Annotated in this window: 12 protein-coding genes; all 12 read right to left on the bottom strand. The window is 29.8% G+C overall.

What is annotated here, in order from left to right; genetic code table 11:
• Positions 1–33: 33 nt before the first annotated feature.
• The 12 genes from AB0T67_RS00780 to thrA all read right to left on the bottom strand — a co-directional run bounded on the left by AB0T67_RS00780 (position 34) and on the right by thrA (position 13,292).
• Positions 34–1,089, bottom strand: a complete 1,056-nt coding sequence (locus AB0T67_RS00780) for an NAD(P)/FAD-dependent oxidoreductase (RefSeq protein ID WP_369218723.1) — start codon at positions 1,087–1,089, stop codon at positions 34–36.
• Between the two features lies 1 nt (position 1,090).
• Complete coding sequence (locus AB0T67_RS00775) at positions 1,091–1,636, bottom strand: precorrin-2 dehydrogenase/sirohydrochlorin ferrochelatase family protein (RefSeq protein WP_455432234.1); 546 nt, start codon at positions 1,634–1,636, stop codon at positions 1,091–1,093.
• Between the two features lie 46 nt (positions 1,637–1,682).
• Positions 1,683–2,447, bottom strand: a complete 765-nt coding sequence (cobA, locus tag AB0T67_RS00770) for a uroporphyrinogen-III C-methyltransferase (RefSeq protein WP_369218721.1) — start codon at positions 2,445–2,447, stop codon at positions 1,683–1,685.
• An 8-nt stretch (positions 2,448–2,455) separates the two neighbouring features.
• Positions 2,456–4,564, bottom strand: a complete 2,109-nt coding sequence (locus AB0T67_RS00765; RefSeq protein WP_369218720.1) for a nitrite reductase — start codon at positions 4,562–4,564, stop codon at positions 2,456–2,458.
• 38 nt (positions 4,565–4,602) lie between these two features.
• The gene (locus AB0T67_RS00760; protein ID WP_369218719.1) at positions 4,603–4,950 is read right to left on the bottom strand and encodes a 4Fe-4S dicluster domain-containing protein; all 348 of its coding nucleotides are present in this window, start codon (positions 4,948–4,950) and stop codon (positions 4,603–4,605) included.
• A gap of 20 nt (positions 4,951–4,970) precedes the next feature.
• Positions 4,971–6,218, bottom strand: coding sequence for a sulfate adenylyltransferase subunit 1 (locus AB0T67_RS00755; protein ID WP_369218718.1), 1,248 nt, complete (start codon positions 6,216–6,218; stop codon positions 4,971–4,973).
• A 95-nt stretch (positions 6,219–6,313) separates the two neighbouring features.
• On the bottom strand, positions 6,314–7,219 hold the full coding sequence (gene cysD / locus AB0T67_RS00750) for a sulfate adenylyltransferase subunit CysD (RefSeq protein ID WP_271230143.1): 906 nt from the start codon (positions 7,217–7,219) through the stop codon (positions 6,314–6,316).
• 10 nt (positions 7,220–7,229) lie between these two features.
• Complete coding sequence (locus AB0T67_RS00745; RefSeq protein ID WP_369218717.1) at positions 7,230–7,856, bottom strand: phosphoadenosine phosphosulfate reductase domain-containing protein; 627 nt, start codon at positions 7,854–7,856, stop codon at positions 7,230–7,232.
• Positions 7,856–8,107 carry a DUF2061 domain-containing protein gene (locus tag AB0T67_RS00740; RefSeq protein WP_369218716.1) on the bottom strand — a complete coding sequence of 84 codons (252 nt, stop codon included), beginning with the start codon at positions 8,105–8,107 and terminating at the stop codon, positions 7,856–7,858. The genes AB0T67_RS00745 and AB0T67_RS00740 overlap by 1 nt, the downstream gene beginning before the upstream one ends.
• 120 nt (positions 8,108–8,227) lie before the next feature.
• Positions 8,228–8,635 carry an RrF2 family transcriptional regulator gene (locus tag AB0T67_RS00735; RefSeq protein ID WP_271232150.1) on the bottom strand — a complete coding sequence of 136 codons (408 nt, stop codon included), beginning with the start codon at positions 8,633–8,635 and terminating at the stop codon, positions 8,228–8,230.
• Between the two features lie 29 nt (positions 8,636–8,664).
• Positions 8,665–9,831, bottom strand: a complete 1,167-nt coding sequence (locus AB0T67_RS00730; protein ID WP_369218715.1) for a trans-sulfuration enzyme family protein — start codon at positions 9,829–9,831, stop codon at positions 8,665–8,667.
• A gap of 65 nt (positions 9,832–9,896) precedes the next feature.
• Entirely contained in the window at positions 9,897–13,292 is a 3,396-nt protein-coding gene (gene thrA, locus AB0T67_RS00725) for a bifunctional aspartate kinase/homoserine dehydrogenase I (protein ID WP_369218714.1), read from the bottom strand.
• Positions 13,293–13,342: the final 50 nt, after the last annotated feature.

Here is a 13,342-nt window from a genome sequence, read left to right as displayed (position 1 = left end):
AAAATTAATATTTTATTTTGAGATTCAATGAAATTAATTGATAGCTTTTACAACAGCTTTTGGTGCTTCTTTTTTAGTACCGTCAAAACCTTCAACTCCACCAACTGTAGTATATTTCATTACATACTTTTTGTCTGGGTGAATTAATTGATAAGCACTTTGACACATTAAAGTAGCTTCGTGGAAACCACATAAAATTAACTTTAATTTACCAGGATATGTATTTACATCACCAATAGCATAAATACCAGGTATGTTTGTTTGGTAATCTAAAGCATTATTTACTTTAATTGCATTTTTTTCTATCTCTAATCCCCAATTTCCAATAGGACCTAATTTAGGTGATAAACCAAATAAAGGAATAAAATGATCTGCTTCAACAGTAAAAGGCTCTTCTCCTTTTCTTTCTACAGATACACCTGTAACTTTATCCGTACCTAAAATTCCTTTAATTTCAGCTGGTGTAATTAAGTTAATTTTTCCGGCATCTTTTAATTCTTGTACTTTATCTACAGAATCTAAAGCTCCTCTAAATTCATTTCTTCTATGAACTAATGTTACTTCTGAAGCTACATCTGATAAGAAAATAGACCAATCTAAAGCAGAATCTCCTCCACCTGCAATTACTACTTTTTTATCTCTATATAATTCTGGGTCACGTATAATATACTCAACTCCTTTATCTTCAAAATCAGCAATGTTAGGTAAAGGTGGCTTACGTGGTTCAAAACTTCCTAATCCACCTGCAATTGCTACAACTGGCGCTTGATGTTTTGTACCTTTATTTGTTGTTACAATAAACGATCCGTCTTCTTGTTTTTCAATAGTATCAGCACGTTCACCTAAAGTAAATCCTGGTTCAAATTGTTTAATTTGTTCCATTAATTTATCTGTTAAGTCTCCTGCTAAAATTTCAGGGTATGCTGGAATATCATAAATTGGTTTTTTAGGATAAATTTCCGAACATTGCCCTCCTTGTTGTGGTAGTGCATCAATTAAATGACAACGTAATTTTAACAATCCTGCTTCAAAAACAGTGAACAACCCTGTTGGTCCTGCTCCAATAATTAATATATCTGTCTGTATCATTTTACTTTATTTTTTCTACTAAACTTTTAGTAAATTCATTTAATGTTTCAACTTTGTATTCAAAGTCTCCTTTTATTGTTTTCCTGTACTCATTTAGGTTTTTCACTAAATCATCAATATTATCGGGAATTACTTCTTCGAAAAATTGACGTAATCTTTTAGCTGCTGTAGGTGATTTTCCGTTTGTAGAAATTGCTATTTTAACATTTCCTTTTGTTACAATTCCTCCCATATAAAAATCGCAATATGGTGGATTATCAGCTACGTTTACTAAAATATTTTTCTCTTTACAGCTTTTATATACACTTATATTAACTGGTACATTATCTGTTGTGGCAATAACAATATGTTTATTTTCTAGATATTCTTCTTGATAAACATCATTAATCATTTCTATTGCATACTTATTTGCAAATGCTATTGTTTCTTCTCTAAAAAAAGGAGCAACCATTTTCACTTTTGCATTTGGACTAGACTTTAATAAAAAAGTTAGTTTTTCTAAAGCTACATTTCCACCACCTACGATTAAAACATTAAGCTGATCCATTTTTAAAAAAATAGGATACAGATTATTTCTTTCTTCACCAATCATATTATAATGCAGTTGTTATTACTTGTGCCTGTACTTGCTGTAATTCTTGTCTGTGTTTAACAACCTCTCCTAATACTATAATAGCAGGGTTTGCTAATTCATTTTCTAATACAACTTGTTCAATAGTGTCTACAGTACCTATTCCAATTTTTTCATTTTTGGTAGTACCATTTTGAATAATAGCTACTGGTAAATTGTTTTTATTTTCTTTTTGAAAAATTTTAACGATTTCCGATAACTTACCCATTCCCATTAAAATAACAATTGTTGCGCTAGATTTTGCAGCTAACGCAACATCATTTGAAATTAAATGTTGTTTTGTTGTACCTGTTATTACCCAAAAGCTTTCTGAATATCCACGTTTTGTTAACGGTATATTTTGAGATGCTGGCACGGCTAATGATGACGAAATTCCAGGAACAAGAGCTACTTCTAAACCAAATTGAGCTGCATACTCCATTTCTTCAGATCCTCGTCCGAAAATAAAAGGATCACCTCCTTTTAAACGCACCACATGACCATGTGATTTTGCTCGAGCCACAATTAATTCATTAATTTGCTCTTGCTGATAACTATAACATCCTCTTCGTTTTCCTACGAAAATAACTTCTGCCTTAGGGTTTATGTATGATAACAATTCGTCATTTACCAAAGCGTCATATAAAACAACATCTGCTTGTTTCAATACTTTAACCGCTTTTAAAGTTATTAAATCAACATCTCCAGGTCCTGCACCAACTACGGTTAATTTTGGTAAATTTATCATTGTTACTTTTAGTTTTCTAATGCTAATTTTCTGTAAGAATCTACTGCTTTATAAAAAGCTTTTGTATTTGCTAAATATTCGCTAGCAAATGCTTCAGTAGGTTCGTTTTCTTTTAATTGATATATAAACTCAGTAAAAGAAGTTGATACAGGTAAAGATATTTTGTTTGTTTCAACAAATACTTTATCAAAATTAGTTATAATTCCTGCTTGTGTATTTGTTTTTTCTCCTTCAGCAGTTAATAAAGCTTTTGCTGTATTAACAATTGCTGAATATGAATGATAAATACTATCTGACCATTGTTTTTCATCGAAAGCTGCACCTGCATTTTCAATTTTCTCTTCACTTTCAAATAAAAGTGTAGCGATTAAATCGATAACAACACCAGCACATTCACCAACTCCAATAGCTTTTACATAATTTTTATCATGTCCCCAATCAATAAAATCATCTTCAGTTAAGTTTGTTGTATCTGATAAATGCTTTAATGAATCATAGAAATAAGTTTTACCTTGTCTATCATAATAAGCTAAGAAATCTTCATCCTCATCTTTATTATTTTCAAAATCATTTAATAAAATACGTAAAGATTCTGGACCTCTTTTACTTGGTATTTTTACTAATTTATCAGAAAAACGACCTTGTCCATCACCAACAACACCACCACCAATTAAAACTTGTAAAGCAGGAGCTAATAAATTACCAACTTTTACAGACATTCCTTGATAACCAATGTGTGCCATATTATGCTGACCACAAGCATTCATACATCCACTAATTTTAATAGCAAGATCTTTGTTGTTTACATAATCAGGATATTCTGATTTTAAAACACGCTCTAATTCTGCAGCAATACCTGTACTACTAGAAATACCTAAGTTACAAGTATCTGTTCCAGGACAAGCTGTAATATCATTTAAGCTATTATAACCTGCTTCTGTAAATCCTAACTTATTTAATTCAGTATAAAAGAAAGGTAATGATTCTTCACGAATATGACGAATTAATATGTTTTGACGTAAAGTAAAACGTAATTCATTTGCACCATATTTTTTGATTAAATCAGCTAATAAACGTGCTTTATCAGTATAAAAATCACCTAAATGAACTTTAATTCCAATAGCAAATAAACCTGCTTGCTTCTGCTCGATAACATTTGATTGCTTCCATTTGTTATAGCTTTCTTCATCATCGATAGTTACTGAAGGAATTTCAGCAGTTTCAAATGTAATTTCTTGCTCAAAAGCAGTAGTATCTACTGGATAAGTGCTGTATGCAAATGATTTTTGCTCTTCTTTAACTAATTGTAAAAAAGCTTCAACACCTAAATCTTTTATTAAAAACTTTAAACGTGCTTTTGCTCTTTTAGCACGCTCACCATGTCTATCAAATACACGTAAAACACCTTCAATAGTAGGTATTAATAAATCTGCTGGTAAAAATTCATAAATTACATCAGCATGACGAGGTTGTGAACCTAATCCACCACCTAATAATACTTTGAATCCTTTAACATCTTTACCGTCAATATTTTTTATTTTGGCGATAAATCCTAAATCGTGCATAAAACTCAATGCAGTATCTTCATCCGTAGCTGAAAATGACATTTTAAATTTTCTACCCATTTCTTGACAAATTGGGTTTCTTAAGAAAAATTTAAAAGTAGCATCTGCGTATGGCGATACATCAAAAGGTTCATCTACATCAATACCTGCTGTTTCCGATGCTGTTACATTTCTAACTGCGTTACCACAAGCTTCACGTAAAGTAATATCATCTTTTTCTAACTGCGCCCATAACTCTGGAGTTCTATCTAAACTCACATAATGAATTTGGATATCTTGACGCGTTGTAATATGCAAACGACCACGAGAATACTCGTCTGAAACATCTGCTATTCTATGTAATTGTTCGCTACTAACTTTACCGTAAGGTAATTTAATACGAATCATTTGAACACCTAATTGACGTTGTCCGTAAACTCCTCTGGCTAATCGTAAACTACGAAAACGCTCTTCATCAATTTGCCCTTCTTTAAAAAGTTGGATTTTACGTTCTAATTCTAGAATATCTTTTTCTACAATTGGGTTCTCTATTTCTGATCTAAAACTTTGCATAATTTTATTACTTATCAGCTTGGTATAAGCATTATTATTTAATTGTGTAAAAACTTTTGTTTATCTAAAAGCTCTTCTTCTGTTTCAACTATTGCGTCATCTGGTACACAACAATCAACAGGACAAACAGCAGCACATTGTGGTTCTTCATGAAAACCTACACATTCTGTACACTTGTCTGGTGCTATAAAGTAAAACTCATCAGATACTGGTTCTTGTTCTGCGTCTGCATCAACCTGTTCTCCGTTTGGTAACTTTATATTTCCTTCTAATGAAGTTCCTTCACTATATTTCCATTCTACATCACCTTCATAGATTGCTGTATTTGGACATTCTGGCTCACAAGCACCACAATTGATGCACTCATCGGTTATTATAATTGCCATAATTACTTATTCTTTTTTAATTATTGAATAAAACCGACACCGGCTGTGTTATTCGTTTTTGGATCGATCAATATAAAAGAACCGTTTGCTTTGTTTTTACTATAACTGTCGAAAAATAATGGTTTACTTACTTTTAAAGTAACTTCTCCTATTTCGTTCAATACTAATTCTGATGGATTTTCTTGTTTTCCAGAAAAATCAGTTTTAATTATAGATGTTAATGTATTAATTTTAGCTTTCACTTCATTAACACCATGTTTTATAATATATTTTGATGAAGCTTGTAAAGGCGTTTTATCCATCCAACAAATTGTTGCGCTTAATTCTTTTGCAACTGTTGGTTCTTCATTTTCTTTTACTAACATATCACCTCTACTGATATTAATATTATCTTCTAAGGTAATTGTAATTGAGCTTCCTCTTTTTACTTTTGAGTATTCTTTATCAAAAAATTGAATAGTTTTTACTTTTGATTTTGTTCCTGATGGCAATACTGTAATAGTATCTCCAACAGCTAAATCACCTCCATAAATTTTCCCAGCATATCCTCTAAAATCGTGATATTCTTCAGTTTTAGGTCTGATAACTGTTTGTATTGGAAAACGTGTTTGAGACGCTTCGGCAACATCATCAAATTCTAAAGTCTCTAAATGATTTAATAAAGTTTCACCTTTATACCAAGACATTTTATCTGATCCTGTTACAACATTATCACCTTTTAAAGCAGAAATAGGAATAAACGTTAATTTCTGATTTTTATAAGCACTTTTACTTGCTAAATATTCTATTTCTTTTTTGATTTCATTAAATTTTTCTTCAGAAAAACCTACTAAATCCATTTTATTAACAGCAATTACAACATCTTTAACTCTTAGTAAAGTGTTGATAAAAAAGTGACGATACGTTTGTTCAACTACACCATTTCTAGCATCAATTAAAACAATTGAAGCTTGCGAATTAGAAGCTCCTGTAACCATGTTTCTAGTATACTCAATATGCCCTGGTGTATCAGCAATAATGAAACTAGTTTTTGGTGTAGAAAAATAAATGTGTGCAACATCTATTGTAATTCCTTGTTCACGTTCAGCTACTAAACCATCAGTTGCTAATGAAAAATCTAAGTAATCAAAACCTCTTTGTTTACTTTTTTCTTCAATTGCTTCAAGCTTATCATCTGTTAAAGATTTGGTATCATATAAAATACGACCAATTAAGGTACTTTTACCGTCATCTACACTTCCTGCTGTTGCTATTTTTAATACGTTCATTTTATTATGCTATTGGCTTTTAGTAAACTATAAGCCTAGTTTGTATTCTTTTTAATTATATACTAACAATTATTAAACTTAATAGTTATTTTCTATTAAAAATAACCTTGTTGTTTACGTTTTTCCATTGCTGCTTCCGATCGTTTATCATCAATTCTAGCACCTCTTTCAGAAATGGTAGAAACTCTAATTTCCGATACTACTTTATCAATACTAACAGCGTCAGATAACACAGCTGCTGTACAAGACATATCTCCTACAGTACGGAAACGAACCATACGTTCTTCAACAACCTCATCTTCTTCACGATAAACAACATCATCCTCAGCAGACCAAATCATACCATCACGAACAAATGTTTTTCTTTTGTGAGCAAAATAAATTGAAGGAATTTCAATAGCTTCTTTTTGTATATAACTCCAAACATCTAATTCTGTCCAATTTGAAATAGGGAAAACACGTACGTTTTGACCTAAATCAATTCTTCCATTTAAAATATCAAATAACTCAGGACGTTGATTTCTTTCATCCCATTGTCCGAAATCATCTCTTACAGAAAAAATACGTTCTTTAGCTCTTGCTTTTTCTTCATCTCTACGAGCACCACCGATACAAGCATCAAATCCGAATTCTTCAATTGCATCTAATAACGTTTCAGTTTGTAACATGTTTCTACTTGCGTATTTACCTGTTTCTTCTTTAACTTTTCCGTTATCAATATTATCTTGAACGTTTCTTACGATTAATTCAACACCTAATTCTTTAGCTAAACGATCTCTAAATTCAATTGTTTCAGGAAAGTTATGTCCTGTATCAATATGCATTAAAGGAAAAGGTATTTTAGCAGGATAAAATGCTTTTTGAGCAAGTCTTACTAAAGTAATACTATCTTTTCCTCCAGAAAATAATAATACTGGTTTTTCAAATTGCGCGACAACTTCTCTAAATATATATATAGCTTCGCTTTCTAATGCTCCTACTTTTATTGTATCTGTATTCATAATAATATTATTAGATATGTAAACCACATTCTCTGTTACTTTCTACTTTTGTTGGGTCAAAATACTTAAATTCATTAGGTATTTTATTTTCCGCTAAATAACCGTCTAAATCTTCATCCGACCAATTATAAAATGGACTTACTTTTAAAGTTCCATCATTACTTTTAGATACAATATCAATACTATCTCTAAAAGCAGTTTGCCCTTTTCTTAAATTTGTAAACCAAACATCTGGTTTATGAATTTTCATTGCTCTTTTAAACGGCTCTAATTTTACTTGTTCAGTAAAAAGAACATGTTTAGGATCATCAATACTAGGCAAACCTAAAGTAACATTTCTATGTGCTACTGTTTGTTTGGGTACATATAATTGAATATTTAAACCTAAGCTGTCAATTAAAGTTTCAGCATGTTTATATGTTTGAGGTGTATTATAACCTGTATCACACCATATAACTTCTACATCTTTTTTAACAGAAGATACAGCTTGTAAAATAGCGCCTTCATAAGGTCTAAAATTAGTTGTTACAACTGCTTTCTTTGCTATAGAAAGTGCCCATTCAATAATTTTTTTAGGACTTAATTTACCTAAATCTTTATTTAATTTTTCTAAATCTAACTCTGTATCTAAACTCATTATTTTCCCCATTTTATTTTATTCCAAGCTCTTTCATGAAAAAAGTACAAAACCATTTTTGTAACTAACTCTATACTTCCTATAGAAAAAGCTAATGCTAATTCACCTGTTATTAACCAAGAAATTATAACTGTATCTATAGTACCTATTACTCTCCAACTTACAGATTTAACAAGGCTTCTAACTGGATTTTCAGAAATTTCGTTAGTCTTATTAGTTTTCTTACTTTTTATTAATTGCTCTATAATCATTTCAAAATACTATTTCCCTATCGGGTAACTAGGTTTTAATATTCGACAAATATATAAATTCATTTGTAATAATTAAAAAAAGTTGTCTTAAATTCACAAAATAATAAGATTTGTAATAATTTATACTAAATCGGCAAGTGTATTATTTTTAAGGACTTGTAGTGTATTATCTCTTACTTGAATCATTAATTTATGCACAGAGCAAGCATCTTCATCAGGGCAATCACTACATTTCTCATAGTAATTTAAACTAACACAAGGTAACATTGCTATTGGTCCTTCTAAAGTTCTAATAACATCAGTCATATTAATTTCAGAAGCTTCTTTTAACATATAGTAACCACCTCCTTTACCTTTTTTAGCACCTAAAAAACCTGATTTTTTTAAAGTAAGTAATATACTTTCTAAATATTTATGTGAAATATTTTCTTCTTTTGCAATAGTAGCTACTTGCACTTTGCAACCTTGCTCTTGCCTAGCTATATAAGCAAGTGCTTTTATTCCATATTTTGTTTTTTTAGAAAGCATATTACAAAAATACACTTTTTATTTAATTCTTAATTTTCTAGAGCCTGTTTTAAATCATTAATTACATCTACTACATTTTCTAAACCTACAGAACACCTAACTAAGCCATCAGTAATACCTACTTCTAACCTATCTTCAACACTTAATTTACTATGAGTTGTAGATGCAGGATGTGTAACTATTGTTCTTGTATCTCCTAAATTAGCTGATAAAGAACACATTTTTATAGCATTTAAAAACTTACGACCAGCTTCTATACCTCCTTTTACTTCAAAAGCAACAATATTACCTCCTAAACGCATTTGTTTTTTGGCGATTTCATATTTTGGGTGTGATTTTAAAAACGGATATTTCACTAAATTAACCTTCGGATGTGCTTCTAAAAACTCCGCAACTTTTAAGGCATTTTCACAATGTTTTTCTACACGAATACTTAATGTTTCTAAACTTTTAGATAATACCCATGCATTAAAAGGTGACATTGCAGGACCTGTATTTCTTGAAAATAAATAAATTTCACGTATTAAATCTGCCTTACCAACAGTTACACCTCCTAAAACTCTTCCTTGACCATCAATTAATTTTGTTGCAGAATGTATTACTAAATCTGCTCCAAAATCAATAGGATTTTGTAAATATGGTGTAGCAAAACAATTATCTATTACTAATAATAAATTATGTTTTTTTGCTATCTTACCAAGTAACTCTAAATCAATAATATCTACACCTGGATTAGTAGGAGTCTCAGCATATAATATTTTTGTATTTGGTTGAATTAAACCTTCAATTTTTTCAACTTCTGTTATTTTAAAATAACTAGTTTCAATATTCCATTTTGGAAAATATTTGGTAAATAAAGTATGTGTTGAGCCAAATACCGATCTACAAGATACAATATGATCTCCAGCACTTAATAAAGCTCCGAAAGTAGAAAAAACAGCTGCCATACCTGTAGCAAAAGCATATCCTGCTTCAGCTTTTTCCATCGTTACAATTTTATCTACAAATTCAGTTGTATTAGGATTAGAAAAACGACTGTATAAATTTTTCTCTTTTTCCTCAGCAAAAGAAGCACGCATATCTTCAGCATCATCAAATACAAAACTAGAAGTTACATATAAAGGTGTAGAATGTTCAGAAAACTGCGAGCGTTCTGTTTGGGTTCTTATCGCTTGGGTTTCAAAATTTTTACTCATATTTATTTATTTTTTTATAAAGCTAGATTACACAAAACCTAGTATATTCAAATGACTCTTCGTTCCTAATTGTTATTTTTTGCTAATCTTAAAATATCACCAAAAACTCCTCTTGCTGTTACATTTGCTCCTGCACCAGCCCCCTGAATAACAATTGGTTGTTCTCCATAAGACTCTGTATATATTTCAAAAATAGCATCTGAACCTTTTAAACTTCCTAATGGAGAACTTGTTGGAACAGAAACTAATTTCACCTCTAAACTTCCTTTTTCTTTAGATAAATCTCCTGACAAATCACCAATATAACGCAATACATGCGCTGGTTCTTGAGCTTCTTTTTTATCTTGAAAAGTTTTATTTAAGGCTTTTAAATTTAATAAAAATTCTTCAGATGGAGTTTCTCTAAATTCTTCTGGAATTAAATTTTCGATAATAATATCATCAAATTCATTTTCTAAATCTAATTCTCTTGCTAAAATCAATAATTTTCTAGCAACATCATTTCCGCATAAATCTTCTCTAGGATCTGGCTCAGTAAATCCTTGGTCAATTGCCTCTTGAAGTGTTTCAGAAAAGGCGACATCATCCGCAGAAAAAGTATTAAATAAATAACTTAATGATCCTGAGAAAACACCTCTAATTCGAGTAATATTTTCACCTGAATCATGTAATAATTTAATCGTATCAATTAACGGTAAACCTGCCCCTACATTTGTTTCGTATAAGTATGATTTATTATTCTCCTCTAAAGTACTTCTTAATTCTTTATAAAAACTATGTGCTACTGTATTTGCTATTTTATTTGAAGATACTAAATCGAAACCTGCTTCAATTAAAGGAATATAATTTTCAATAAAATCTGCACTTGCAGTATTATCAACAGCTATTAAGTTTCCTAAGTGATGTTGTTTTGCAAAATCGATAATAGTATTTATAGATGATACATCTGTACTATTTTCTAAATCTTCTTCCCAATTTTCATTAATTCCTTTCTGATTTAATAAAACCTTTTTAGAACCTGCTATTGCAAAAATATTCAGCTGTATTTTTTTTCTTTCTAATACCGATTTAGTATTTTCTATAATCTGATTAATTAATGTACCACCAACTAAACCTTTACCAAAAATGGCTAAATTTATTTTTTTAGCAACCCCAAAAACTTGTCCGTGAATTACATTTAATGCTTTATTTAATTGTTCTTTTTTTACAACTAAACATACATTTTTACCAGAAATAGTATTATTAAATAATAAAGGAACTATCTGATTTTTAATTAATGCATTATATGGTAAATGAAACTCACTTAAATCTTGACCAACAATTGATATAACAGAAACATCATCAACAATAGATATTTGATTTACATCTTTTGTATAAAAATCACCTTCAAATTCTTGCTCTAATGCGTTAACAGCATCTTGAGCTTTATCTTTATTGATAACCAAACCAATACCTCTTTCTGATGAACCTTGCGAAATAATACTTACACTAATTCCACTATTACTTAAAGCTCTAAAAATACGTGCATCTACTCCTACTTTACCTAATAAACCTCTACCTTCAAAGTTTAATAAAGCTACATCATCTAAAACAGATAATGATTTTATCCCTTTTGAACTTGATTTAGATGTTATTAAAGTTCCTTTATCTTCAGGTTTAAAAGTGTTTAAAATACGTAAATTAATATTCTTTTCTAATAACGGTACAATTGTTTTTGCATGTAAAATATTAGCTCCAAAATTAGCTAACTCATTAGCTTCAGAAAAAGATAGTTCTTCTATTTTTTTTGCATCAGCAACTAAATCAGGATTTGCTGTAAAAATACCATCAACATGTGTATAATTTTGTAATTCACCTGCATCTAAAAAATTTGCTAATAATGATGCTGTATAATTACTACCATTTCTACCTAAAGTAGTTGTTTCTCCTTTTGAATTAGAAGCGACAAAACCTGTTACAATATTTATAACATCTTTATTATTTTTAAAGTAGGCAACAACATTATCTTTTGATGTATTTATAATTGGTTGTGCATTTCCAAAATTATCATCTGTTTTTATTAACGTTCTAGCATCCGTAGCATTTGCTTCTATTCCTTTTTGTTTTAAAAGCTCTTCTACTGTTTTTATTGATAAAAGCTCTCCTTGTGCTAAAACCTCATCTTTTATTTTTTCACTAAAATCACCTAATAAACTAACTCCTTCAAAAAGTTTTTCTAAGCGAGTAAATTCTGATGAAAAATCAACTAATGGTGTTAATTTTGATTGCTCATATTTAAAAGCTTCAAACTCCTCTTGATACGCTATATTTTTTGCTGATTTATTTAATATATTCTCTAATTCATCAGTAGCATTACCTCTTGCCGAAACTACAATAGCTATTTTTTCTTGATTATTTACTTTTTCTTCAATAATAGAAATTACATTACTAATGCCGTTATTTGATAACGATTTTCCGCCAAACTTTAATATTTTCATTTTTCTTTTTTTTGAATTTGGATTAAAAATAGGAGTAATTATTTTTTCTAACTGCTCATATTCCATTAAAAAAGCATCGTGTCCGTGTACCGAATTTATCTCGTTATAAGTTACATTCGAATGCACTAATGCTAATTCTTTTTGAGTTTCTCTATTTTCTTCAGCTGTAAAAAACAAATCAGAATCAACACCAATAATATGAATATCAGCTTCTATTTTCTCTAAAATATCTAAATTATTTCCTCCTTTAGTAACATCAATTGTTTTTAATAATTGATTCATTAATTTATAAGATGCTAATTGATAACGCTCTTGTAATTTTTTACTATGATGCAATAACCAACTTTCTACGTTAAATATTTTTTGTTCTTCATTTTTAGAACGATGAAAACGCTCTTTAAAAGATTTTGGCGTTCTATAACATAACATTGCATGCATACGTGCATCATGCACAGGATTACTTGAATTAAGTAAAAACTGTTCTTGAATTTGACAATTAGCTATTAACCAATCAGTAGATTTCCAATCGGTAGCTATTGGTATTAATTTTTGTGTTATTTTCGGATTTACAACAGCCATTTCCCAAGCAATTCCACCTCCTAAAGAACCACCTATTAAGGCAAATAATTCTTTTATTTTAAGCTGTTCTAATCCTTTTAAAAATATATTTGCTATATCTCTAGCTATAAAACCTTTATAATTATCTATTAAAAAACTATCATAACCATTTCCAGGAATATTAAAACATAAAATAGAGTAATCAGCCGTATCAATAGCTTTGTTTTTCCCTATTAAATCTTTCCACCAGCCATCTTTTGGATTAGCAACATTACTATTACCTGTTAATGCATGATTAATTAATATTACCGGAGCAGTACCCAACTCTTTACCAAAAACCTCATAACTTAAAGGAATTTCATTAAAAAGAACACCACGCTCAGTGGTAAAATTTACAATTTTTATATGAGATAAATTATTTGTCAAGATGATATATTTTAAATATAAAAACGAATGATTTATATGAATATAATTTT

Source organism: Tenacibaculum salmonis (genome assembly GCF_041053065.1).
Classification (GTDB): Bacteria; Bacteroidota; Bacteroidia; order Flavobacteriales; family Flavobacteriaceae; genus Polaribacter; species Polaribacter pacificus_A.
This window is presented reverse-complemented; position numbering and strand designations above follow the sequence as displayed.

Excerpts from the sequence above, each read along its gene's own strand:
- cysD (WP_271230143.1), bottom strand. The coding sequence starts at position 7,219 with ATGAATACAGATACAATAAAAGTAGGAGCATTAGAAAGCGAAGCTATA.
- cobA (WP_369218721.1), bottom strand. The coding sequence starts at position 2,447 with ATGATAAATTTACCAAAATTAACCGTAGTTGGTGCAGGACCTGGAGAT.
- AB0T67_RS00775 (WP_455432234.1), bottom strand. The coding sequence starts at position 1,636 with ATGGATCAGCTTAATGTTTTAATCGTAGGTGGTGGAAATGTAGCTTTA.
- AB0T67_RS00740 (WP_369218716.1), bottom strand. The coding sequence starts at position 8,107 with ATGATTATAGAGCAATTAATAAAAAGTAAGAAAACTAATAAGACTAAC.
- AB0T67_RS00780 (WP_369218723.1), bottom strand. The coding sequence starts at position 1,089 with ATGATACAGACAGATATATTAATTATTGGAGCAGGACCAACAGGGTTG.
- AB0T67_RS00735 (WP_271232150.1), bottom strand. The coding sequence starts at position 8,635 with ATGCTTTCTAAAAAAACAAAATATGGAATAAAAGCACTTGCTTATATA.
- AB0T67_RS00760 (WP_369218719.1), bottom strand. The coding sequence starts at position 4,950 with ATGGCAATTATAATAACCGATGAGTGCATCAATTGTGGTGCTTGTGAG.
- AB0T67_RS00755 (WP_369218718.1), bottom strand. The coding sequence starts at position 6,218 with ATGAACGTATTAAAAATAGCAACAGCAGGAAGTGTAGATGACGGTAAA.
- AB0T67_RS00730 (WP_369218715.1), bottom strand. The coding sequence starts at position 9,831 with ATGAGTAAAAATTTTGAAACCCAAGCGATAAGAACCCAAACAGAACGC.
- AB0T67_RS00745 (WP_369218717.1), bottom strand. The coding sequence starts at position 7,856 with ATGAGTTTAGATACAGAGTTAGATTTAGAAAAATTAAATAAAGATTTA.
- AB0T67_RS00765 (WP_369218720.1), bottom strand. The coding sequence starts at position 4,564 with ATGCAAAGTTTTAGATCAGAAATAGAGAACCCAATTGTAGAAAAAGAT.